We start from the raw sequence: 23,661 nt of genomic DNA, 5'->3' as shown, positions 1-23,661 counted from the left end.
GCAATTAAATTTTTCTATGATGTCTCCCGTAATGGTACGGCTAATATATTTCTACTCTCTTTTTTGCATTCTGCTTATTCTACGCTGTACAAAGTCTCTTACATCGTCACGTTCTTCTTTCAACAAACCTTCATCAACCCTTGCAACAACGTCTTTTACACCCAGGCGTTTCAAATCTACTTTTTCTCCATATTTAAAATGTTTGTATTCGCCATAAAGCTTTGCCAGAAAAGACCTCTCTTTCTCCTCGTTTTCTGCTATTGATTTCTCTGTTTTAGCTATACTCTGCGATGCTCCCTTCTCCACCTCTAAAGGTGTTATTACCAATACAACCTCACCAACATTATGTTTGGTAGCCAAAGCAGTGTTTTCTTTAGAGAATGTTTCTATCGTACTAGCGTTTTTGCCTGTCAGCACCTCTATTGGCGAAGTACTGACTGCTTCGGGCTGATTCAAAGCAATGGCATCTAAAGGTGCCTGCTGTATAGGTGTTATTGTTTCTTTTGTTACCGGAGCTTTTGTGGCGTCCATTTCAACCTTTTTGGTTGAGGCTATGATATTATTTACCGATTTAGGTTGTGTTCTTTCTGTTAAGCTATTTACTTTCTCTCCGTCAGTTTTAGCTAACAAAGCTGGTTTATCCTTATTAATAGCAGAATCAATTTGATTTTGTGTTTCAACTTTAGGTTTGCTGCTATCTGCAACAAACTGCGTATCGTTGGTATTACGTTGTGATAAAATTCCTACTGTAAGCACGGCTACTACCCCTGCTGCAGCTGCATAATAGCTCCAGTTACGGCTGATAGCAAAAACTCCACCACGACGTTTAGTTTCTTTTTCTTGCAAACGGGCCTGAAATTTCTCAAAAGCCTTTTGAGAAGGTTCTTGGCGGTGTTCTGCTAATTTATTAGCAAAAAGTTCGTCAATTGGATGTTTCTTCATTTTTATAATTGATATTTTCATATCCCCTGCCGAATCGTCGGCACGCCCATAAAGGGGAATTATTAAATTACGTTCTTTTCTAATTTCATTAATTTACTCTGCAACATGGCTCTCGCCCTACTCAGTTGAGATTTAGAAGTACCTTCCGAAATGCCCAACAACTCGCCTATTTCCTGATGATTATAGCCCTCAATGGCATACAGGTTAAAAACCATGCGATAACCCTCGGGTAATTGCTCAATCAGTTTCATTAAATCTTCTGCTTCTAAACCTGTACTAAAGGCCGAATCGTTAGGCTCTTCAATGGCATATTCCAAATCAACAGCTATTACTTTTTTGCTTCGTACATACATCAACGCCTCGTTTATCATGATTCTTCTGACCCACCCCTCAAAACTTCCCTGAAAAGTAAACTGGTCTATTTTGTCAAAAATCTTCATGAATCCCTCAATCATCACATCTTCTGCCTCCATTTTATCTCCTACATAACGATTACACACTGCAAGCATCTTAGAAGCAAATTTCTCGTATAGGCGAGTCTGTGCTTTTGAGTCTTGCCGCTGTACTGCCCTTGCCAGGTCGTACTCGTTAGTGAATAAGGATAAAATTCGTGTCATAAAATCATACGTTCATAAGCAAGATGCAAAAAACTATTGAAAGGGTTGCGTCAGTAATAAAAAAATATTCATAAGCATAAAATATTTTTTCTGAATGCCTGTTAATGGTCCCTGACAAGTATTAAACAATCGGTGAGTTTCTGTAAAACAGTTTTATAGGTGGTTTTAGTGTGGGCCTATAAAACCTAGCCAATAAATGATAAATGGCTGATATTGACACAACTTACAAAAACTTATTGGGCGGCAGAAAATAAGTTTTAGAAATTTTTTCACTTTTTTTTTGGAGTTTGGTACAATGCTCGTACTTTTGCACTCCCAAATGGTCCTGTGGCCGAGTGGCTAGGCAGAGCTCTGCAAAAGCTTCTACAGCGGTTCGAATCCGCTCGGGACCTCAAAATATTAAGGTAACTATTTAAAAATCAATGATTTGCGAATAGTTACCTTTTTTGTTGTAACTTATCTTTAACTATGTTATCTACTTTTGCGCGATTAAGCTTCATTTTGTTTTTAAAGAATTATAATTCACCAGTTTTATCTTTCGCTTACAGTTAAATTTTACGATAATTGTATTTGAGATATTTAGAGTTAGAATAAAATAATGGAGAAACTTCAACAATTCAATACTATATCTACCCTTATTAAAGAAGCGAAACAAAAAGCTTATCATGCTGTTAATAAAGAATTGGTTACTTTGTATTGGCAAGTAGGTGAATACATTAGCCAACAGGTAGAAAAGAAGGCGTGGGGAAAATCAGTCGTCAAAGAATTGTCAGAGTTTATTAATCATACAGAGCCCAATATAGTTGGTTTTTCACCTCAGAATATCTGGAGGATGAAACAGTTTTACGAAACATACAAAGATTCTCCAAAACTCTCGGCAATGCTGAGAGAAATATCTTGGACAAGTAATACAATTATTTTTTCAAGATGTAAAAACTTTGAAGAACGAACGTTTTATTTAAAATTAGTACTCAAAGAAAGATGGTCTTCACGAGAACTTGAAAGACAAATAGATTCTTCATATTTTGAAAGAGTAATGATTGGTAACAGTAAAATTTCTAATTTACCTAAACAATTACCTCAAGACATAACAGACTCTTTCAAAGATACATATGTGGTAGAACTGTTAAATCTGCCAGAACAACACTCAGAAAAAGATTTAAAAAAAAGTATTGCTCAAAACATTAGCAAGTTTCTATTAGAGTTCGGAAGAGACTTTGCTTTTATGGGAGAAGAATACGCTCTACAAGTAGGAAATCAAGACTTTGCGATTGACCTTGTATTCTATAATCGTAGTTTGAATTGCATGGTTGCTATTGAATTAAAAATTGAGAAGTTTAAGCCCGAACATTTAGGTCAATTAAATTTTTATCTTGAAGCCCTTGATAGAGATATACGCAAACCACATGAAAACCCTAGTATAGGTATACTCCTATGTAAAGGGAAAGACGATACAGTTGTAGAATATGCCCTTAGCCGTAGCCTCTCGCCAACTTTAGTAGCAGATTATCAAACAAAGCTTCCTGATAAAAAACTCTTACAAGCTAAATGGGAAGAAATCCTGAATAATTTACAGTCTCTTTAAAACAAAAAAAAGTGTTGCCAAAAACAGGCAACACTTTCCGACATATTTAAACGTATTACTAACCTTTTTTTCTTTTCTCTGGTTTTGTCTTTTCTTTCTCCTCTGTCACTCCGTTGACGGTAACTGTGTATTTCAAATCACAGGTACCATCGCCATAATCGACAATTTTTGTATCGCCCGTAAAAGGCTTGATTTCTATTGTACCACTCACCGGAAAACCCTTTGCATCGCTACAAGAGCGTTTTACAATCAATGTTTTAGTGATATTAGCCGTAAACTCTGTACCATCACTTGCTTTGGCACTGGTAGTACCTGTGGTTTGTGACTCGTCGTCGTCTTTATCGCTTGTACCTTTGTTATCTACTATGCGTTTTTTAGTACTTGTATATGTAATTACTCTATTTGTGTTTGTATTAGTAATTGTAACATTAGCTAGTTTTTCGCTGGCTGTGGCTTTGCCATCAGCAACAGTTGTTGTAATGGTATGTGTGCCATTAATTACAAGTGTATCTCTTTTCAGATTCTCATACGTTACCGTACGGGTCAATGTTCCCGAAAACCCTGAGTCAGGCTTTACAGGCATCGAAATAGTCATTTTGCCACCTACTGCTTTGTCGTTACATACGCCATCTGTTACGCCTGTGTAGTCATAAACAATCGTAATCACGTTATCGGCTACTGTTTTGCTTACATCGGCACAATTATCAAACTTACCTTTCCAGGGTTTATCCCAACCTATACCAAGGTTCGGGAAATGCCCGCCATGTTTACCTTTACCGCCGCCGCCATCACCTCCGGCTTCACGGAAGTTGCGCCCACCAAAGGGTAAAAAAGTTACATCATCTACTAAGCCATACACATCTTCTGATTCATCCTGAATAATCTGGTTGTCGGCTACTGCTGCTGCCGACTGGGCATCTGGTGTTAAAGAACTCGTAACAGGGTCTTTGGTACACGCTGTTACTGCCAACCCCAGAACAATACACAGCGACGCAATTTTTAACAAATTGGTTTTCATCGGTTTTAATTAGATTTAAAATAGTGAACAAATAAGAAATTTGTGTACACTTTTTATCATAGATCAGCGAAACGGTTTGGTAGAGATTAGCGAAACTATATACAGAGACGCACCCAGCCAAGAAAAGGGTTGCACAACTGCCAGTAAAATGTTTGAAAAGCCTGATAACAAGCCGTTTTAATTAAAATTTAAGCAAAAATTGCACTTTACCATTGAATGATATTTTGAAACAAAGGCTGGTATTGCAAATACCCTAGGCTATGCTTTATTTTTGCAGATGGAACAACAATCTAACAGTATATTCTCTCTTCAATATTGGCTTCTCTGCATAAGTTCACTGGTTTTCTTTGCAAGTTTCAATATGCTCATACCTGAGCTACCTGATTATTTATCTAAATTAGGAGGAGCCGAGTCTAAGGGTCTTATCATCAGTTTATTTACGCTTACGGCCGGGTTTTCTCGACCTTTCAGCGGACGCCTCACCGACCGCATCGGTCGTGTACCTGTAATGGCCTTTGGGTCTCTGGTTTGTTTTGTGTGTGGGTTCTTCTACCCCTTGGTAACAAGTGTTTTCCCGTTTCTATTTTTAAGGTTAGTTCATGGCTTCTCGACAGGCTTTAAACCTACCGGAACAGCCGCTTATATTGCCGACATTGTACCTGCCAACCGAAGAGGCGAGGCTATGGGTATGCACGGCCTAATGAGTAGTTTTGGAATGGCCTTTGGCCCTGCTTTGGGTAGTTGGATTGCCGATACTTTTTCGATGAATGTATTGTTTCATGTTTCGTCGCTGTTTGCACTTATTTCAATTGCAATTTTGTATAACATGAAAGAAACGTTGCCGAAAGAACAGCGAGAAAAATTTAGTGCTAATTCGTTGAAGGTTACCCAGAGTGATATTTTTGACCCTATGGTTTTACCTGCGGCTATTGTTATGTTCCTGACAGCATTTAGTTTTGGCGCAATAGCCACGCTATCGCCCGATTTAAGTAAAAGCATAGGTTTACACAACAAAGGTTTATATTTTCTGATTTATACGCTGGCCTCATTGTTTATCAGGATAGTAGCCGGAAAGGTATCTGATAAAAACGGACGGATTCCGGTCTTGCGCTGGGGTTGTTTTGCGCTTGTTATTGCTATGGGCTTCACGGCTATGGCACATAATGTATATCTGTTTGTAATAGCCGCTATTTTCTTTGGTATTGCGCAAGGGGTACTTTCGCCCATTGTACAGGCATGGACTATCGATTTATGCGACGAGCATAATCGTGGCAGAGCCCTGGCAACCATGTATATCTGTATGGAAGCAGGTATTGGCTTAGGCGCTTACTTATCGGCCGAAATTTACCAGAACAAAGTTAGCCAGATGCCTTATGCATTTATGATTATGGCTGGGCTGGCAACATTGGCTTTTGCATATTTGTTTACGGGCAAAGTGCGCCGCATGAAAGCGGCTTTCTAAAACCAGTTCTGGTCAAGTTTGCCGACATATTTGTCGCTTAGATTTCCCGACAGATATTCTTTTAGCTTTTTGCTGATGTTAGGATACAAATTAACAGTAGCCAACTCTTCTATACGTAGCCACCTGATGGCTAATGCAGAAGTGTGCGCAGGATTAAGCGTAGGGGTACCTTCAAGAACTTTGCCTTCAAAAATAAAATGAATGGTTTGTTTTTGAGGTTCTGTAAAATGCACCTCTCCTACCATCATTAATTCGCCGACATCGACTTTAATACCCAGTTCTTCTTCTAATTCACGAGAAAGCGCAAGGGTTAACAATTCGCCGAATTCAAGATTACCTCCTGGCAAATTATATACATCCTGTCCACCGTATTTATAATGCATGGTCAGGATTTTTTTGTTTTCTATAATGGCAACAGCCGGCCTTATCTTCATAGCTACTCAAGTGGATTTTTAATTATAATAGGCATGTATGTTCGTGGAAGCGACTTGGGCATAAGTCACTTCCACGCTTAATCAAGGTCTAAACAGGTTAAACGCATTTAAATATTGTTGCTTACCTTCAAGAGATATTGGTCACTCCAGCCAGCAATCTTTCTTCTGTTCTTTATACTTTCTTTATCCTGCACTCGATTAAGCATTTGTAAAGCTAGTTTGCGAACAATTGCAAGGTTTTCCGGTGCATTTATCGATTTAGTTCTTTGCAAATCTTCTAGGAAAACAACATCTAATTTCCAATGAAGTTTATTTTCGATACTCCAGTGATTCCTGATAACAGTATTGAAATCTTTTGGGCTTAGGGTTAAGTTACTTAGATAATAACGGGTTTCAATACTAACTATTCCCTTAACTTCTCTTTTGGATTCTATTAAAACAATACTTTTCAGATGAGTCCAATCGGCTAAGTCATCGTAGAGAGTTAGATTGTTTTCAACATAACAAGTCCTTGTTTCAATACGACCACTCCCAAAGTCAATATCTTGATAATTAGCTAATTGCGAGTAATTTTGTTTCATTCTTTCGCTAACTTGTTGATAAATGTGCTTGTTGTTGTTTTTCAGAGCCAATACATAATGACCTTTTTTAGCAGTGATTAAGTCAGCATTTTTACACTCACAAGCAATAGCATCGATGGTGACGATACTATTCTCTAAATCAAGGCTATCCAATAACTCTGGAATTGCTGTTTTTTCATTAGATTTACCATCAACTCTTTGTTGACCTAAAACTAATTCATGTTCCGAAACCCAAGCACTAATAAGGCAAATGCCGGATTTCTTTGACCCCGATTTGGCAGTAGCTCTAAGAACTTTTCCATCAATATTGATTTGTGTGTAACCCTCATTGATAGTCGATAAAAGCTCTTTTGACCAACGATAAAGACACTCAGAAAAAGTCTTTTTATCTAAAAACTTAAAAACACGATAAAATGTATCATGTGAAGGAATGCCGTTGGACAATTCCAAAAAAGTATGTAAAAAATCTTTCTTTTGATTGCCATACATAGCGATTTCTTCAAAATCGTTTGCTCCGCAAACAACGGCACAAACCGAAATCGCCAAAATGTCTATCAATCGGTGTTTTTTACGTCGATTAATCCGAAAATCAGGTACATCCTTAAAAAATATTTCCCATTGCATCTAGCAAAGGTCTTTATTCAAATTTCACTTTTCAAATTTTAATGCGTTTAACCTGAGGTCTAAACAAAAACTTAACTATGTTTCAATTAATAATTAAATACGCTTATTTCAAAGCTGTTTCATAAAATTTATCTGCGTCTTTTTTCAATTTTATTAACGATTCTTTGTGGATATACATCATGTGGCCAGACTCAAAATAAGTAAAATTTACGTTTTTCTTTTGTTCGGGGCGCAACATCATGTGGTTAAAAGTATATTCAGCCGCAAAATAAGGTGTAGCCAAATCGTAATAAGCTGCCGCTACCCAAACTTTTAAATAAGGGTTTTTCGACATAGCTTGTCGCAAAGTTTCGCTCACGTTCAGGTATTTGTTTTGTACATTGTTATAGTTCCAAGGCTGTACTCTGCCTGTAAGAATCAAATATGGCAAATCGTTTTCATACTTCAATTCCTGACGTAAGTACTGATTGATAGTACCCGAATAAGGCCCTGAAATAGTAGCATCAAGACTAGGGTCAAACTCATAACGCTCTCCGGCGTTGTCATAGTCTGTACCTGTAAAACGGCCATCTAATCGCCCTACAGTTTTGCCTTCTTCACGCAATAATTCTTTCACGAAGCGGAAGATTTCAATACGATTGTTGGCACGTCTGATAAATTCTTTCGATAAACCCGTAAACTTGCTTAGTTTATCGGTAACCATTTCTTTTTCAGCCTCGCTTGCCAAATCACCTTTCATCAAAATGGTAGCGTATTCGTTTAATACAAACTTTTCAACTTCACGTAAAGTCTTTTGCAAATCAGCCTGATATTCGGGTGCTATTTTTTTATGATACCATGCCATAGCGGTATAAGTTGGCAAAAACAGCTCGAAAGGCAAATCATTTCCTTTGTCAAAAAGCGCAGTCTGGAAATTCAGGATAGAAGAAATCAAGGCAACACCATTGATATACATATTGTATTTATCTTGCAGATACCCCGATAGTCCTGCTGCTCTGGTGGTGCCATAGCTCTCCCCAGCCAAAAACTTAGGTGAGCCCCAACGTCCATATTTAGTAGCATGTAGGCGAATAAACTCCCCTACCGACTCGATGTCTTCGTTATAGCCTAAAAACTGACGTTCGTTTTCACCTTGCACAGCACGGCTGTAGCCAGTATTAACGGGGTCAATGAAAACCAAATCGGTTTTATCGAGCCAGCTATATTCGTTGTTAACATAAGAATACGGCGGCGCAAGCGATTCTCCCTTATCACTCATCGGAATACGTTTTGGCCCTATACAGCCCATGTGCAACCAAACCGAAGCCGAACCCGGGCCACCGTTAAAAGTATAAGTAATCGGGCGTTTGGCTACATCGCTCACGCCATCTCTGGTGTAAGCAATAAAAAAGATATTGGCTTTAGGCTTACCGCTTTCATCTTTTAGTACCATATAACCAGTGCGGGTAGTATAGTTAATTGTTTGCCCACCAATAGTAACCTGCCCTTTGGTTTCGACAGGTGCCGGAACAGGCTGAAGTGAAACAGGTTTTTCATCAGGCTTTTTGTCTGAGTTCTGGGCAAAAGCCGAAAAACTGAAACAAATAAGATAAAACAGGATAGTTTGTTGAATTTTTTTCATGTGTTCAGGTAATTGTGAGAAAGCAAAAATAGAAAAATTTGTGGGTACGCAAGAAAATATCATATATAAAAAAAGTATTCTCCAAAAAGAAGAATACTTTAGAAATTCAATGAATATAGTTGTGTGGGAAACCTGTTTAGTACTACTGAGCTACAAGATTTTGTTACTTAACTAACAATGTCATTTCATAATGTTCGGCTAGTTCGTAAGGTGGTAGAAAAACGCCGGTAGTTGATTCGCTGTAATCTTTCTCATCATATCTTATTTTCACCTTTAGTTTTTTGCCATTGCTTACGTCTTTTGCCGTAATCTTATATTTACCTATGGGAATATCATATATTCTGTAATCATCGGCGGCAAAACGGCGCACAAGTGTTTGTCCGGTGCTACCGTCAACCAATGTACCATCAGGTATTAATGTGAGTTCTATGTTTTCTTTCTCTATTGTGTCAAAGTCATGGTGCATTTCAAGTGTACCACCATAAAAACCATCATCGCCAAAATTCCCTGTGCGTTTGCCTGTAATTTTCAATCTAAGGTTTTTAATAGCACCATCATAAGGCGAAAACTGTCCGTCGTTTTCTGTAAAAAGAGCCAGAAAATACTCTTGTCCGTTAAACTTCATTTTCACGCTTCCTCTTACATAAAAAGAACCCGAGGCTATACCAGTCGGCAGTTTTATTCTATAGTTACCTTTGTTATCAGAGTAGCTAATTATGGCATCTTCGTAATCAAGGCTGTTGGCAACAATTTTGGCATTGGCAATAGGTTTGTTCTGGCTATCAACAACTTTTCCTTTTACAAAACCCTTCTCTATTTTGTTAATATCATGCTCTTCAATTGGGCCGGGTTCTATCAGAATGCTGCGCTCGCAGGCTATTGTAAGTAAGCTTGCTAATAAAAAATATATAGTCAATTTCATAATTTATATCAGTAATAGCAGGTAGATGGGAGCATCCACCTGCTTATGTTTCTTACAATTTATATAGATTTGAATCAGCGTTGCTTGCAAATGTATTTGTTGCAGCTGCATCGCCGTTAATTTCGGCATCTGAAGTGTACATGATTCCGTAGCCGCCACTATTGCTGATACGAGTGCTTTTGATTGTCAGTCTTGCACCTTTGCCATAGGCTGTTACAGCGGCTCTTTTACCCGATACGATAGTTGCGCTACCACCCCCGCTTATTTCAGCATTTTCTATTACATTCTGGTTACTTACCGAGTAAACGATGATTCCTCTCCAATGAGCAGTATTGCGTGACGAACCCGTAATTACTACTTTTTTATCCGTAGTACCTTTAGCAGATAGGTAACCATTACGGTTAATGCTAATCATAGCGTCACGTGCTACTTCTACTGTTACCCCCGGTTTTAGTGTCCAGCCTGTTTCGATAGCCATGTTGCCCATCAGACGATACGGTGTTTTATCAGCAAAAGCAGGCCAGCTTACGTTTTGTCCGTTTTTAATGTCTGACGAACTGATTTCTACTACATCACGGCCGTTTTCACCTGTAAACTTTGAATCGGCATCTAAAATGGTAGCATTATAAGCATCAATCAAAATGCCTGCCTCTGTTTGTTTCTTAAATGTATTGCGTTGGAAAGCACGTAGTGTAGAACCAATTTGCACGTATAAACCATAGCCATCGTTGCTCGTAAAATTACAGTCTGACAGACTGATTTGTGCCTTGTTGTTTCCAAACATAGCCAAACCTGCTTTGGTATTAGTAAAAGCAATGCGGCTTCCTCCAAATTCTACGTCAACAAAAGCAAAGGCATTGGCTGTGCTTGGCGAATAAAGTTTTATACCCGCCCAATAGCTTTTCTGTGCTTGTATGCCCGTGAATCTGATGCGTTGTTCTTTTACACCTAATGCACTCACAGTACCTTTTTCTTCAATACTCAGACTTTTATCACGGTCAAATGCCATCGTAATTCCTTGGTCAATTGTCAACTCTGCACTTACCGGAATATCTTTTGTTACCAGATAATCATGCTTGGCTGGGTCTATAAAACGATCAAAAAGACGGGTTTTAGTAGTAATCGGTTTATCAAGCGTAATGGGCTCTGTATATTCAGCCTTAATTCTTACTCTATCCTGACTTTTTTCGGTGCCACTTGTTACTGTTAGTTCAAATTCGTAGTACCCTACAATGTCAGGCGTAAAAGTCGGCTTTACAGTTGTTGGTTGTGAAAGAGTCAAAGTGCTGTTGCTTGGTTTGCTTATGATAGCCCAGGCATAAGTTTTGTCTTCCTTACCTGTTGAAGCAGAACCATCTAAGGTGGCTACTTTTGTGGGCAATACGTCCTGATCGGCTCCGGCGTTAGCCTTTACGTTTACAATGGGGTCTGGCTTAGGTGCTTCTTCGTTTTCTTTACAAGAAAAGAGTACAGCACTCAATAATGCCAAAGTAAGAGAGGTAATAATAGTTTTGCGTTTCATTTTGTTTAACTTTTTCATAATTGATAAATTTTTAAAAAGGCAGATTAACAAGCCTGCTTATTAATCTTCATAATTTTGGTTGGCTACTGTTTGTGTTGCAAAACTATGTACAAGGTGTAGGGGCATACCACAAGCTTGTGGTTCAAGTGCTGATTTTATACCATTAATTGTAATAATGCCGCTATGAATTGCATAATGGTTTTATTAGGCAATATGTAGGTTTTCATGGGTTTCTTCTTCATTTCGTGGCTCAAATGGCTATTTAACTCCTATTTTATTACAATACAGCACAGCATACATCAGATACAATCTATGTATTAAAACACGCAATTCATCAATAAGAGTAAGCATTTCAAGCAGGGTAGTTTTTAAGAATTGATGTATAGCAGCACATCTTTGCAGAAACAAACGGGAAACATGCACAGCAGAAAACTGGTTTGTTGTACCAATTAATTAAAATAAAAATACTTACAATTATGAAAGCATTACATTACTCATTAAAATCTATTATGGTTGGTTTTATCGCACTAGCCTTACTTGTTAGCTCTTGTAAAGAAAAAGAAAAAATCAACCCAGACCTCGCCGCACAAGTTGCAGGTAATTACTCGTTTACAGAAATAGAATTTCAGGGAGAGACTATTCCGGCACTTGAAACAAGCGTGAAAGGTTCGGTTAAAGTGATTCGTGCTGACGAATTTACTGTTGATGTAGACCTGAATATGCGCCAGAAAACTACTAACGATGAGTTTATGGTAGAACTAGTAAAAGGCGTAATACTATCGCCGGGCAATGGTACAACAGATTTGATGTACAATGGCAAAAAAGTAGGACAAATAAAGGGAGACAGATTGTTTATTAGTAGTGTAGACGGCGACAACGAGCCATTTACGTTGGTATGTACCAAGCAATAATACTCTGGGCCTAAGTGGGTTGTAATAGCTCACTTTGGTTTCATATCCACACACTTATCTTACAAATCATACAGCTTTTTTCGCAATTCATACATAAAAATAACGAAATAGAACATTAGGCATAATAAGGTAGTAAAAGAATTAACTATTTTTGAAGATTAGCTGATATACGTTGCAGTAAAATTCATGAGGCCCAGATTCTTTTCAAAATATGAATGGTGGTATCATCTGGCTATGATGCCCATCTTTTTTGTCGCAGGTAACTATTACTTTATTGGTGATAGTTACTTTTCTGACTTAAAAACATTCTTGCTTGCAACAGCCCTTGTTTTTGCTTTATATTGGTTTTCTATTGTAATGCTTACCTTGGCAATAAGGTGGGCTATAGTTCAATTTCCGCATTTTCATCAAACTACAATACGCCTGCTTGTAATGCTCGTATTGGTTGGTAACATCACCATGTTGCTGGCCGCATTTGATGTATGGGCTTATAGCATTATTCCTTACCTTAAGGTAGATTTTGTATGGGATAAAATATGGCCTATCATGATTCTGGGTATCTTCTTCGATGTTTTTCTATGCTCGGCATTAGGCTTATTTTATGCCTTTGAAAAATGGAAACAAAACCAGACCGAAAGCGAAAAGCTGGAGCGTGTTGCCCTACAACAACAGTTCGATGCCCTTAAAGGGCAGGTAAATCCGCATTTTTTGTTCAATAGCCTTAACACTTTATCGTCTTTAATCAGTGAAGATAAAGACCAAGCTGAAATATTTGTAGAAGACCTATCCAGAATTTATCGCTACATGCTACAAGCTGCCAAAGTTGAATATGCTTGCTTAAGTACCGAGCTCGAATTTCTGGAAACATATGCAAGACTTTTAAAAGTACGCTATGGCGAAGGGCTACAATTTAACTTTCCGTCTGCTACACAATATTCAGGTATTATTCTGTCGCCTTTAAGCCTTCAGAATCTGGTTGACAATGCCATTAAACACAACATGATGTCGGTTAGTAAGCCTTTGATTATTACTATAGACGTTTTACCCAACCGAAGCATACAGGTACAAAACAATCTGCAAAGAAAAATCAGATCTTTAGATACACAAGAAGCACTACTCTCAAACCTTATAGCCAAGTACAGTTTTTTATGTGATGAACCTGTAGAGGTGATTGAGAAAAATGGCTCTTTTAAGGTTATTCTACCTCTAATAAAAGAACGAGAGTTGAGCAATTTGTCTTGATAAATTCTCAATTCATACATTTTTTATGTAGGTTGATACAAGACAATGAGTATAATAGCGCTCTGATTTGGTTATTTTTGTTAAAAATGAAAGAAAATATGTTTTGAGAATAGTACCCTATGAAGAATCGTTTTTTAAATAGTCTTACCGCAAAACCTGAAGCCAAAACAAAGTGGTCGTACGCCCTGACTATGCCTGTGTTTCTGGTGTTTTTCAGCTATTTGTTGGTAGGCTCGGGGTATTTTTCAGATATTAAGACTTTTATAGGAGCTACTTTGCTCAATAGTGTCATTCTTACCTCTACTTTTCTTATTCAAAACCGTGTTAACACCATTCTGGCACAGCGGTATTCAGGCCTTAATCAGACCATTCAGCGGGTAGCTGTTTCAGTAGTAACACACGCTGTTTTATCGGGTATATTCCTTACCTTAGTTGCTATACTATATGTTAAATTCAAGCTTTTTGGGTCTACACTTAGTTATAAAACCTTGCTCATTATTTATGTTGTAAATATGATGGCTATTGTATTAACAATGGTTATACAAGAAACTTTTCATTCGCTAGGGCATTGGAAACACCATGAATTTAATAAAGAAAAACTACTAAAAGAAACCATACAAGGCCAGTTGCAAAGCCTGAAAGCACAGATAAGCCCACATTTTTTATTCAATAGCCTCAACTCACTTTCTACCCTGATTGCCGAAGACGCCGAAAAAGCAGAAGAATTTGTAGACCAAATGGCACGTGTGTATAGGTATTTACTACAAACCAATCAGTCGACGATTGATGAAGACAATATAAATCATCTTACTTCGCTCAATAACGAACTTGGCTTTATTGAATCGTATTACCATTTATTAAAAACCCGCTATGGCAATGGTATATCTCTTAACATTATGGTCGATGAAAAATATCGGGCATATCTTCTGCCTCCGCTTACTTTACAGTTATTGGTCGAAAATGCCGTTAAGCATAATGTAATCAGGTCGAGCCGTCCATTAATAGTAGAAATTAGCAGCACAGCCGACGGACTTTTGCAAGTCAAAAACAATCTTCAAAAAAAGAATGTATCAGGCTTAGAAAATCTGGAATCGACACGCATAGGTTTGGCTAATATTCAGGCTAAATATCATTTACTGGCACAGAATCAACCCAATATAGCCGAGCCTTTAATTGAAAACGGCCCTAGTTATTTTACGGTTACTTTACCTCTGATTCCAAAATCTTATACATTAAGTCCCGCTCATTGAAAAGGAATAATCAAAAACTAAATTAAGAAAACTGTTGAACATGAATGCATTGATTGTTGAGGACGAAGCACTATCAGTCCGACGTTTGAAGAAAATTATTAATGAGATTACATCTGAAATAAATGTGATTGGTGTAACTGATAGTATAGAAGATACAGTTGAATGGCTGGAATCAAACAGAGCCAACCTAAACCCCGACCCTGACCTTATATTTTTAGATATTGAATTATCTGACGGGCAGAGCTTTGAGATTTTTAACCGCACCGAGGTAAAAAGCACAGTTATATTTACTACTTCTTATGATGAATATGCTTTACAGGCATTTAAGGTAAACAGTATTGATTATTTATTGAAACCTGTTCATAAAGACGATTTACAAAGGAGTCTTAACAAATACGATGCTCTGAAAGCAAAGCCAGCACAACCCGCCCAGGACTCGTTGAGTGGAATAAAAAAACTATTGGAAGAATTAAAAATACACGCAACGCCAGAATACCGTGAACGTTTTTTGGTAAAACAAAACCAGAAACTACTATCGGTAGAAGTAGGCGAAATTGCCTATTTCTTCACCGACGAACGTTACAGTTTCTTCACTACTCATAGCAACCAGAAGTTTCTGGTCGATTATACTTTAGACGAAATTGCAGAAACACTTGACCCTGCACGCTTTTTCAGAATTAACAGAGGCATGATACTCACGCACAAAACTGTAGAAAAAATGGAGCCTTATTTCGGCAATCGATTGGCACTTTCTTTACGCCCTATACATGGCAAACAAGCCTTGGTAAGCCGAGAAAAAGTGAGTGACTTTAAAAACTGGATGGGTAAGTAAAACATAAGCATTTTTAATTAGGGAGAGCGCTGCTCTCCTTTTTTGTTGAATAATAGCTTAATCGTCTTCCAATTCATAACACTAATCATACATTTCTACCAGCCAATTATACAATTCATGTAATAGCATATTTATATAGCCCCTACCCTTTTTTAAGTTTGTAGTATGTTTTTGACATCATTTAAAATTATTTGAAAAGCTATTACTTATGAAAACTTTACAAGCTATTGCTATTATTTTACTCGCATTCTTCGGAATGCTGTCATGTGAGATTGATAATGGTAATATTAATCCTGACAAACCCTCTGACAAAGGAACACCTACTGAAATAGGTAAACCACTTGGAGCCACTACCTCAAAAACGATTGGTGCACAAGGCGGCTCTATCTCTACCGCTGATGGTAAACTTACACTAACCTTTCCGGCTGGTGCATTAAGCAAAGAAACCAACATTACCATAAGGCCAGTAGAAAACAAAGCATGGGGCGGTGTGGGTATAGGGTACGAATTTGGACCCGACGGCAGCGAATTTGCTAAACCTGTTACTTTTACTTACCACTACGACAACAAAGAAATAAGCGGTGCTTCGCTGGATAATATGGCACTGGCTTTTCAGGACGAGGCCAAAGTATGGCAAATGACAGCCCCCTTAACCGTAAATAAAACCCAGAAAACACTTACTGGTGCTATCAAACACTTTAGTTGGTGGTCGATGATTACCCACTATCGCCTTACTCCCGAATATGATACAGTATTAGTAAAACAAACAAAAGAACTACAAGTAGAATATTTAGATACTGAATGGCCCTGGACAGACAAACCTAACAGCATAGATGGCTTACTTGTTCCGCTTAATTCTCCTGTAATAGCTGACCGTACAGTTATTTCGAAAATATATCTGAATGGAGTAGACTGTACTACTGATTTGCCAAAAGACCAGACATCTGGTTTATTAGGTTTTGCTAATAAAGGGAATAAAGCTGTTATCATGTACACAGCCCCACACAAAAAGCCTAACAATGCTTATAACCCTGTGGCTTTGAGTATTGAACTATCTCATGCTGGTACAGCTAAATTATTATTGGTTAGTAATCTTTATGTTGAGACCGATAATAAATTTAGTGTAGGCGGTTCAGAATCTAATAACATTGCTATCAATGCTACGTATGGCGCAGGAGCATTATTGTTAATGTTTGAAGATGACCACTCAAACACATTACGCTTATACACCGAAAATTTTGCACCCGGGCAATACGCTTTCAATACTACTAATACATTTGCAAGTGCTTACAATCCTTCGCAGGAGAAAGGAAGAATCTCACAGTATACCCACTGCAGAACTGAGAGAACCGAAAAAGGAACGATAATTATTGATAAAATTTATCAAGCTGATGGGCGAACTGTGGTAAAAGGCTCAGTTACAGGTTCTGTTTGTACCGAACACATCTCTGACGATAAATGTGGCGTGATTTCTCATAAAATCATGTTTATCTCTGCCAAATTTACAGTTCCAGTTATGATGTAATATTAAAATAGAAAAGCCTTGCTCTATCTTTCAGAAAGCAAGGCTTTTGTGTTATGTTATACAATTTTATAACCTGAATCCTCTCAGAAAATCTTCAGTACCCATTTTCTTTTTCCCCTCAATTTGTACTTCTTTTATTTTAAGCAATTTATCAGCGCACTTAAATGCCAGAAAAGTCTTTCCGTCAGTCTTAACTTCCCCTGTTGGTATTTCTTCTGCTTCTATATCAGTCAACTCAGACAGATAGATTTTACACATTTTACCCGATAGGGTTGTCCAGGCAGCCGGATAAGGCGAAAGCCCACGGATAAAATTATGCACTTTTTCGGCAGGTTGATTCCAGTCAATCTCGCAGGTTTCTTTAAAAATCTTCGGTGCAGGGCGTAGCTCAATATCTGTTGCCTGCGGTAACTGCGGATAACTACCAGACTCGATAGCCTTTACAGTTTTCAATACCAGATTGGCGCCTCGCTCCATCAATCTATCATGCACCGTACCTGCATTATCGTGCAGGTGGATAGGCTCTTTATCTACAAATATGATATTGCCTGTATCAATTTCTTGTTTGATAAAAAAAGTTGTTACACCTGTTTCGGTATCGCCATTAATTACAGCCCAGTTGATAGGTGCTGCACCACGGTATTGTGGCAAAAGCGACCCATGCAGGTTAAAAGTACCTTTTGCTGGCATCTTCCATACTACTTCTGGCAGCATTCTGAATGCCACAACTACCTGTAAATCAGCCTTATAAGCACTTAACTGTTCCAAAAAATCAGGATTCTTCAGCTTCTCCGGCTGTAATACCGGAATCCCCTGCGAAACCGCATATTGCTTTACGGGCGTTTGGTGCACATTTAGCCCCCTACCCGAAGGTTTATCAGGCGCTGTTACCACTGCAACTACCTCACAACCATTTTCTACCAATTTACGCAAGCTTGCAACTGCAAACTCTGGCGTCCCCATAAAAACTATTTTCATCTTTTATTCGTTATATAATTATGTGGTACCAAAAACACTTGATTTAAAAAAATCTTCGTACCTTTGTTAAGTAAATTGTACAAATGAAACAAAATCGAGCAAATAAAGTATTTTTTCGACTAAAATTCAGGTAGTTTCTGAGATAAAATTTAAAACTTTGTCAGGAACGGTCGAATTTTCGCCGTTCTTTTTTTGTCCACCCCTCATTGAAAGGGGTTTTTAAATTTCTAAGAGATATGTCAAAACTTCAGTATTACACAGAGGAAGGTTACAATAACCTGAAAAATAAACTTCAAGACCTCAAAGGTAAAGGTAGAGCTGATATTGCCCGCCAGATTGCCGAAGCGCGCGATAAAGGCGACTTATCGGAGAATGCCGAATATGATGCTGCTAAAGATGCGCAAGGATTAATGGAAATGGAAATTTCTAAATTAGAAGAATTGGTAGCAAATGCCCGTATTTTAGATGAATCTACAATTGATACATCTAAAGTTTCTCTGTTATCTAAAGTAAAGATAAAAAACAAGAAAAACGGTGCCATGATGGCATACACATTGGTTTCGGAAGAAGAAGCAGACCTGAAACTAGGTAAAATATCGGTAAACTCTCCGTTTGGAAAAGGTTTATTCGGTAAAAAAGTGGGCGAAACTGCGCAAATTCAGGCTCCTGCCGGGCTGGTAGAGGTTGTAGTATTGGAAATAAGCAGATAAAATATTTATATAGCACACAACTATAGAAACAATATTATTATACCGACATCTCAATCATATATAAATAAAGGTCATTCAATATTGAATGACCTTTATTTATATCAGTCTTTTGTAGTTTTTTCTAACCTGAAAGCAAAGAGTTCTTTCGATCGTACAAAGAGCGTTCCGGCTATTGCAAGCGTCATCGCCCCTCCAAAAATAACCGTAGGAATTGGCCCGAATAGTTTTGTTAACAAGCCTGATTCAAACGCCCCAAGTTCGTTAGAACAACTCACAAAAATACCACTTACCGAGTTTACTCTGCCTCGCATATCATCGGGCGGTAATACCTGCAATATTGTTTGTCTTATCACCACGCTTACACTATCAAAAGCGCCTGTCAGAAACAACGCCCCTACCGATAGCCAGAAATAAGTAGAAAATGCAAATACCAGCGTGGCTAAACCAAAACCTGTTACGGCAATAAGCATATTGCGCCAAGCCTGACGTGTGGGTGGAAAATACGCCGTACCCAACATAGTCAGCACTGCACCCAAGCCTGGTGCGGCTCGCATTACGCCTAATCCCTCGGCGCCTACATGTAAAATATCTTTGGCAAAAACGGGCAGAATAGCCACTACTCCACCAAACAATACCGAAAACATATCGAGCAGAATAGCATAGAACAATATTCTATTGCTGGTTACAAACCTAATGCCCTCTTTCAGACTACCGAATACATTAGCTTGCTTTTCAATATGCTGAATACCCTTCTTCGAAATTTGTGAAACAAAAACAAAAGCAACCAGAAACAAGATGATTACTAATATGAGAGTATTGGTAAGCCCTAACCAGCTATACAAAAATCCGGCAGAAGCCGGCCCTAAAATAGAGCCTGTTTGCCAAAACTGACTACTCCACGAGGCCGAATTAGAATAATGTTCGGCAGGAACTAAAAAAGGTTTTAACGACGACCACGCCGGCCCATAAAACCCACGGGCAACTCCTAAGAAAAAAACAGTAAGATAAATAAAATTCTTCTGCTGCAAAATACTGAATCCATGCTCGGTTGAGGGGTGAGTTACCCATAATAAAAGTAATGAACACATCATAATAATGGCATAGCACATTTGAATAATGGTTCGTTTTTCTTTACGGTCGGCAAAGTATCCTCCAAACAAGGCCAGCGAAATGTATGGGATTGCTTCAAAAAGCCCGATTAAACCTAAAGAAAGTGGGTCGTGTGTGATTTCGTAGAGGTAAAAGCTAACCACAACCTCTTGTATCAGAATAGCTACTGTAAATAGAAACTGAGCAGTAACAAAATACCGAAACTCAGGAAAACGAAGGGCTGCATAAGGGTCTTTGACCTGTTTCATTGCTTGTTATTTTAGAAAACCCATAAGGGCTCTTATAAGGTGTAGTCTTTTATTTCAAACAGATAAAATCTTATTTGATAGTACAATTTTTACAGAAAAACAGTTTTCAAAATATAAATTAAATTAACTTTGACTTAACAAATAATCTGTTAAAACATGAAATTGCTTAAAGCATCATTACTCTTTATCAACACCTTTATACTATTCACTGCTTGCGGACAAGTTAAAACCAAAGAATTTACGCGAGAAGATACATTGCGAGGAAGTATTACCCCTGAAAGAAGCTGGTGGGACCTGAAATACTACGAACTCCGCACAAAAGTAAATCCACCCGAAAAATACCTTTCAGGAAGTAACACGGTTTTTTATGAAGTTCTGAAACCCCATCAGGTTATTCAGATAGACCTACAACCACCGCTTAAAGTAGACAAAGTAACACAAGACGGGCAAGAGCTGTCCTTTAAGCGTGAAGGTGAAAATGCCTACATGATTAACCTCAAGAAAAAACAGGAAACAGGCAAAAACGAATCAATAGTTGTCTATTATTCGGGAAAACCGATTGTAGCGAAACGCCCACCCTGGGACGGTGGTGTGCAATGGGTGAAAGATGCGGCAGGTAATGATTTTGTAGCAACATCATGCCAAGGGCTGGGCGCTAGTGCCTGGTGGCCTTGCAAAGACCACATGTACGACGAGTGCGACAGTATGTTGGTGAGCATAACCGTACCAGAAAAACTAAAAGATATTTCGAACGGACGTTTGCGCAAAGTGATTGACAACAATGATGGTACCAAAACATTCGAATGGTTTGTGAGCAATCCTATCAACAACTATGGGATTAATATGAATATCGGTAATTATGAGCATTTCGGAGAGGTATTTGACGGAGAAAAAGGCAAACTAACGCTTGATTATTATGTATTGCCCGAGAACCTGGAAAAAGCCAAAGAACAGTTCAAACAGGTGCCAATGATGCTAAAAGCATTCGAACACTGGTTTGGGCCTTATCCATTCTACGAAGATGGCTATAAACTGGTAGATGTACCTTATTTAGGTATGGAACACCAAAGCTCGGTTACTTATGGAAACAAATATCAGAATGGGTATTTAGGCCGTGACCTCTCAGGTACAGGTTGGGGACTAAAATGGGATTTTATCATCATTCATGAATCAGGACATGAGTGGTTTGCTAACAATATCACATATAAAGATATTGCTGATATGTGGATACATGAGAGCTTTACGAACTATTCTGAGAACCTGTTTACTGAATACTATTTCGGAAAAGAAGCCGGAGCAGCTTATGTAATTGGTTGCAGAAAGAATATCATGAATAAAGAGCCAATTATTGGCAAATATGGTGTTAATAATAGTGGCTCAGGCGATATGTATTACAAAGGTGGTAATATGCTACACACCATGCGCCAGATTGTAAACGATGACGAGCGTTGGAGACAGGTTTTAAGAGGACTCAACAAAACGTTTTATCACCAGACTGTAACCAGCAAGCAAATAGAAGATTATGTTTCAAGCAGTAGTGGTAAAGATTTCAGCAAAGTTTTCGACCAGTATTTAAGAAATATTCAGATTCCGGTTCTGGAATATAAAGTTTCAAAAGGTAAAGTATCGTACCGTTGGGCTAATTGTATCAATGGGTTTGATATGCCTGTGAAAGTAGCACTTAATGTTGGCGAAAAGAATTTTATCTATCCTACCACGAGTTGGAAAACGCTTAATGATAAAGATGTAAGTAACGTAACGCTAGATGAAAATTTTTATGTGAGTCTGAAAAAAGTAAATTAAGTTATTTGATTACAGCAACCTTGCCGACAAAGCTTTCGGAGCCATCTTCGGCAATACAAAAAATCATATAAATACCCGATACCGAACGGCTTTCTGTTGAATTTTGAAGATTCCAGGAAGCCGTTCCTCCATTAGAGCGTGTTTCATAAATCAATCTTCCTGAGGCATCTGTTATTTTGACAGTACTATTATTGCTTAAACCCGAAATAGTCATTACTCCCTGATACTCGGGCCTTATTGGGTTCGGAAATATTTTTATATCGCTTAAATTTTCTTTAGGCTCTGAGGCATCAGCCTGATAAGAAAGTAATCCTTTTGGTGTTAAAACAAAAACCTCTCCACTCACCTTATCGATACTCAAATCTGTTATTTCATTTACGGGCAAGGGGCTATTACTTTGGGTGTAATTAGTGACTAATTCATCTACTGTCGGCACAAATAAGTTCAGGCCATTAGTTGTACCAATCCATTTACGATTACCGCCATCTACTACAATTTTTCTTACTGATTCTTGCAAAAGTATTCTTCTACCCTGGCTATTAAAAGGTGTGTAGGCATCTATTGTTCGGGTAAAAATATCTCTTGCAGGTACTACTGCTGCTATACCATCATTTGTTCCTATCCAGAGAGTTCCTTCTTGGTCTAATGCAATTGTATTTACTGAAGTACTCGGCAAATTACCTGAGCCTCTTCCAATGGTATAAAGGCGTGTTTGCTTGCTTATATCGTCAGTTAATCTTACCCCATTCGATACAATCTGCCAGCGAAAACCGTAATTATCTATCACATCTTTTGAATAGGTCGGAATCAGGTTTAAAGGCACTACCTGCCATTCATTATTTTCAAACACGTTCCCAACAGTACCCTTGGCATATATTTTTGAGTCGAGATATAGCAGTTCATTGATTATCCCTTTGGTACCATTAGGCGAATACGCCTTAAATGTGCCTTCCCAGTTGCTAATCAATCCGTTTTCGCCATCAGCAATCCAGAGTTTTCCTTCGGCATCAGTTTCTATTTCTTGTGGCGCAACAATCAAGGGGTTTTGCGGATACTGTACAGGCTTGAATAACTGGTTGTCTATAATTGGGTGCCAGTTGCCAAAATATTGCAGATTAATGGTAGCATCAAACTTTGCACCTAAGATACCCTCAGGCGTGTTCACAAAAATACTATCTCTGGCAAACGCAATCTGTTGTAGGCTGATAGCCCTACCCCCACTGCCTATATTCTGATAGGTTTCTTTAATTTCTGATTTTTTAACATCTAAAACCACCAAGCCAAAATCACTTGCCAGATACGCAAACCCATCCTGAAATTCAATGGCATTAATACGCTTGCTAGTGGTAATAGTACCGGTGTTCTTAATGAAGTCAATATTATGAATATCGCCTGGTAGTCCGTCGGAATCAATCTCTACTAAATCCAGACTGCCGGTATCATAAGCTATCAGCAATGTTTTTAGGCTTGGGTTGTAGCGAATCTGCGTAAGGTTCGTTTCTGTGAGTCCGTCAGTTTTTGAGAGTTTAACTGCTTGCTTATTGGTTTTATCAAAGTAGAAAAAGCCGTTATCCGAAAAAGCATATAACTTTTTTTCTACTACTTCAACACCTTTCAGGTTGACATAGTTATTGTGTGTCCGCCATGTATCAGTAGGGATTTGTGCAAATGCCTGACATGTGAAAAAGCATAGAAGAATCCTGAGCATTATCTGAGTTCAAAAA

Annotated in this window: 20 protein-coding genes and 1 tRNA gene; 10 read left to right on the top strand and 11 right to left on the bottom strand. The window is 38.3% G+C overall.

Annotation, left to right across the window (positions count from 1 at the left end; all coding sequences use genetic code 11):
- Positions 1–51: 51 nt before the first annotated feature.
- A complete protein-coding gene (locus WAE64_RS16595) occupies positions 52–942 on the bottom strand; it encodes a hypothetical protein (RefSeq protein ID WP_340238481.1) in 891 nt (296 codons plus the stop codon).
- A gap of 62 nt (positions 943–1,004) precedes the next feature.
- Complete coding sequence (locus tag WAE64_RS16590) at positions 1,005–1,559, bottom strand: RNA polymerase sigma factor (RefSeq protein ID WP_340238479.1); 555 nt, start codon at positions 1,557–1,559, stop codon at positions 1,005–1,007.
- A 321-nt stretch (positions 1,560–1,880) separates the two neighbouring features.
- On the opposite strand from WAE64_RS16590, the gene WAE64_RS16585 reads away from it, so the two are divergent.
- A tRNA-Cys gene (locus WAE64_RS16585) sits at positions 1,881–1,951 on the top strand.
- A 206-nt stretch (positions 1,952–2,157) separates the two neighbouring features.
- Positions 2,158–3,144, top strand: a complete 987-nt coding sequence (locus WAE64_RS16580) for a PDDEXK nuclease domain-containing protein (RefSeq protein WP_340238478.1) — start codon at positions 2,158–2,160, stop codon at positions 3,142–3,144.
- Between the two features lie 58 nt (positions 3,145–3,202).
- Here the strand turns inward: WAE64_RS16580 and WAE64_RS16575 are convergent, their stop codons facing one another.
- Entirely contained in the window at positions 3,203–4,162 is a 960-nt protein-coding gene (locus tag WAE64_RS16575) for a hypothetical protein (protein WP_340238477.1), read from the bottom strand.
- Positions 4,163–4,439: 277 nt separating this feature from the next.
- Here WAE64_RS16575 and WAE64_RS16570 point away from each other — a divergent pair, with 277 nt between their 5' ends.
- The gene (locus tag WAE64_RS16570) at positions 4,440–5,624 is read left to right on the top strand and encodes an MFS transporter (RefSeq protein ID WP_340238476.1); all 1,185 of its coding nucleotides are present in this window, start codon (positions 4,440–4,442) and stop codon (positions 5,622–5,624) included.
- Here the strand turns inward: WAE64_RS16570 and WAE64_RS16565 are convergent.
- The 5 genes from WAE64_RS16565 to WAE64_RS16545 all read right to left on the bottom strand — a co-directional run bounded on the left by WAE64_RS16565 (position 5,621) and on the right by WAE64_RS16545 (position 11,346).
- On the bottom strand, positions 5,621–6,058 hold the full coding sequence (locus WAE64_RS16565; protein WP_340238474.1) for an NUDIX domain-containing protein: 438 nt from the start codon (positions 6,056–6,058) through the stop codon (positions 5,621–5,623). The genes WAE64_RS16570 and WAE64_RS16565 overlap by 4 nt on opposite strands.
- Before the next feature lie 107 nt (positions 6,059–6,165).
- Positions 6,166–7,263, bottom strand: coding sequence for an ISAs1 family transposase (locus tag WAE64_RS16560; RefSeq protein WP_340238472.1), 1,098 nt, complete (start codon positions 7,261–7,263; stop codon positions 6,166–6,168).
- Between the two features lie 103 nt (positions 7,264–7,366).
- The gene (locus WAE64_RS16555; protein WP_340238470.1) at positions 7,367–8,884 is read right to left on the bottom strand and encodes a S10 family peptidase; all 1,518 of its coding nucleotides are present in this window, start codon (positions 8,882–8,884) and stop codon (positions 7,367–7,369) included.
- Between the two features lie 163 nt (positions 8,885–9,047).
- Positions 9,048–9,806, bottom strand: a complete 759-nt coding sequence (locus WAE64_RS16550; RefSeq protein ID WP_340238467.1) for a carboxypeptidase-like regulatory domain-containing protein — start codon at positions 9,804–9,806, stop codon at positions 9,048–9,050.
- 52 nt (positions 9,807–9,858) lie between these two features.
- Complete coding sequence (locus tag WAE64_RS16545) at positions 9,859–11,346, bottom strand: PKD domain-containing protein (RefSeq protein ID WP_340238465.1); 1,488 nt, start codon at positions 11,344–11,346, stop codon at positions 9,859–9,861.
- Positions 11,347–11,804: 458 nt separating this feature from the next.
- On the opposite strand from WAE64_RS16545, the gene WAE64_RS16540 reads away from it, so the two are divergent.
- From WAE64_RS16540 to WAE64_RS16520, 5 genes are all read left to right on the top strand, one after another.
- Positions 11,805–12,239, top strand: a complete 435-nt coding sequence (locus WAE64_RS16540; protein ID WP_340238464.1) for a hypothetical protein — start codon at positions 11,805–11,807, stop codon at positions 12,237–12,239.
- 186 nt (positions 12,240–12,425) lie between these two features.
- Positions 12,426–13,481, top strand: a complete 1,056-nt coding sequence (locus WAE64_RS16535; RefSeq protein ID WP_340238463.1) for a sensor histidine kinase — start codon at positions 12,426–12,428, stop codon at positions 13,479–13,481.
- Positions 13,482–13,600: 119 nt separating this feature from the next.
- Entirely contained in the window at positions 13,601–14,731 is a 1,131-nt protein-coding gene (locus WAE64_RS16530) for a sensor histidine kinase (protein WP_340238461.1), read from the top strand.
- Between the two features lie 40 nt (positions 14,732–14,771).
- Complete coding sequence (locus WAE64_RS16525; protein ID WP_340238459.1) at positions 14,772–15,563, top strand: LytR/AlgR family response regulator transcription factor; 792 nt, start codon at positions 14,772–14,774, stop codon at positions 15,561–15,563.
- A gap of 208 nt (positions 15,564–15,771) precedes the next feature.
- The gene (locus WAE64_RS16520) at positions 15,772–17,088 is read left to right on the top strand and encodes a hypothetical protein (protein ID WP_340238458.1); all 1,317 of its coding nucleotides are present in this window, start codon (positions 15,772–15,774) and stop codon (positions 17,086–17,088) included.
- A 66-nt stretch (positions 17,089–17,154) separates the two neighbouring features.
- Here WAE64_RS16520 and fmt read toward each other — a convergent pair whose 3' ends face one another.
- Positions 17,155–18,066, bottom strand: coding sequence for a methionyl-tRNA formyltransferase (gene fmt / locus WAE64_RS16515; protein ID WP_340238456.1), 912 nt, complete (start codon positions 18,064–18,066; stop codon positions 17,155–17,157).
- Between the two features lie 236 nt (positions 18,067–18,302).
- Between fmt and greA the strand changes: the two genes are divergently transcribed.
- Complete coding sequence (gene greA / locus WAE64_RS16510; RefSeq protein WP_340238454.1) at positions 18,303–18,776, top strand: transcription elongation factor GreA; 474 nt, start codon at positions 18,303–18,305, stop codon at positions 18,774–18,776.
- A gap of 101 nt (positions 18,777–18,877) precedes the next feature.
- On the opposite strand, the gene WAE64_RS16505 is transcribed toward greA, so the two are convergent.
- The gene (locus WAE64_RS16505; RefSeq protein ID WP_340238452.1) at positions 18,878–20,134 is read right to left on the bottom strand and encodes an MFS transporter; all 1,257 of its coding nucleotides are present in this window, start codon (positions 20,132–20,134) and stop codon (positions 18,878–18,880) included.
- 156 nt (positions 20,135–20,290) lie between these two features.
- Here WAE64_RS16505 and WAE64_RS16500 point away from each other — a divergent pair, with 156 nt between their 5' ends.
- Positions 20,291–21,937 (top strand): M1 family metallopeptidase, encoded by a 1,647-nt coding sequence (locus tag WAE64_RS16500; RefSeq protein ID WP_340238450.1) that lies wholly within the window; start codon positions 20,291–20,293, stop codon positions 21,935–21,937.
- 1 nt (position 21,938) lies between these two features.
- Here the strand turns inward: WAE64_RS16500 and WAE64_RS16495 are convergent, their stop codons facing one another.
- Positions 21,939–23,645 (bottom strand): PorZ beta-propeller-like domain-containing protein, encoded by a 1,707-nt coding sequence (locus WAE64_RS16495; RefSeq protein WP_340238448.1) that lies wholly within the window; start codon positions 23,643–23,645, stop codon positions 21,939–21,941.
- Positions 23,646–23,661 lie beyond the last annotated feature (16 nt).

The organism is Emticicia soli, from assembly GCF_037860775.1.
In the GTDB taxonomy this organism is placed as follows: Bacteria; Bacteroidota; Bacteroidia; order Cytophagales; family Spirosomataceae; genus Emticicia; species Emticicia soli.
This window is presented reverse-complemented; position numbering and strand designations above follow the sequence as displayed.

Coding starts and splice junctions, on each gene's coding strand:
- WAE64_RS16580 (WP_340238478.1), top strand. CDS start 2,158: ATGGAGAAACTTCAACAATTCAATACTATATCTACCCTTATTAAAGAA.
- WAE64_RS16555 (WP_340238470.1), bottom strand. CDS start 8,884: ATGAAAAAAATTCAACAAACTATCCTGTTTTATCTTATTTGTTTCAGT.
- WAE64_RS16535 (WP_340238463.1), top strand. CDS start 12,426: ATGAGGCCCAGATTCTTTTCAAAATATGAATGGTGGTATCATCTGGCT.
- WAE64_RS16550 (WP_340238467.1), bottom strand. CDS start 9,806: ATGAAATTGACTATATATTTTTTATTAGCAAGCTTACTTACAATAGCC.
- WAE64_RS16545 (WP_340238465.1), bottom strand. CDS start 11,346: ATGAAAAAGTTAAACAAAATGAAACGCAAAACTATTATTACCTCTCTT.
- WAE64_RS16540 (WP_340238464.1), top strand. CDS start 11,805: ATGAAAGCATTACATTACTCATTAAAATCTATTATGGTTGGTTTTATC.
- fmt (WP_340238456.1), bottom strand. CDS start 18,066: ATGAAAATAGTTTTTATGGGGACGCCAGAGTTTGCAGTTGCAAGCTTG.
- WAE64_RS16530 (WP_340238461.1), top strand. CDS start 13,601: ATGAAGAATCGTTTTTTAAATAGTCTTACCGCAAAACCTGAAGCCAAA.
- WAE64_RS16495 (WP_340238448.1), bottom strand. CDS start 23,645: ATGCTCAGGATTCTTCTATGCTTTTTCACATGTCAGGCATTTGCACAA.
- WAE64_RS16520 (WP_340238458.1), top strand. CDS start 15,772: ATGAAAACTTTACAAGCTATTGCTATTATTTTACTCGCATTCTTCGGA.
- WAE64_RS16500 (WP_340238450.1), top strand. CDS start 20,291: ATGAAATTGCTTAAAGCATCATTACTCTTTATCAACACCTTTATACTA.
- greA (WP_340238454.1), top strand. CDS start 18,303: ATGTCAAAACTTCAGTATTACACAGAGGAAGGTTACAATAACCTGAAA.
- WAE64_RS16575 (WP_340238477.1), bottom strand. CDS start 4,162: ATGAAAACCAATTTGTTAAAAATTGCGTCGCTGTGTATTGTTCTGGGG.
- WAE64_RS16590 (WP_340238479.1), bottom strand. CDS start 1,559: ATGACACGAATTTTATCCTTATTCACTAACGAGTACGACCTGGCAAGG.
- WAE64_RS16560 (WP_340238472.1), bottom strand. CDS start 7,263: ATGCAATGGGAAATATTTTTTAAGGATGTACCTGATTTTCGGATTAAT.
- WAE64_RS16565 (WP_340238474.1), bottom strand. CDS start 6,058: ATGAAGATAAGGCCGGCTGTTGCCATTATAGAAAACAAAAAAATCCTG.
- WAE64_RS16595 (WP_340238481.1), bottom strand. CDS start 942: ATGAAGAAACATCCAATTGACGAACTTTTTGCTAATAAATTAGCAGAA.
- WAE64_RS16570 (WP_340238476.1), top strand. CDS start 4,440: ATGGAACAACAATCTAACAGTATATTCTCTCTTCAATATTGGCTTCTC.
- WAE64_RS16505 (WP_340238452.1), bottom strand. CDS start 20,134: ATGAAACAGGTCAAAGACCCTTATGCAGCCCTTCGTTTTCCTGAGTTT.
- WAE64_RS16525 (WP_340238459.1), top strand. CDS start 14,772: ATGAATGCATTGATTGTTGAGGACGAAGCACTATCAGTCCGACGTTTG.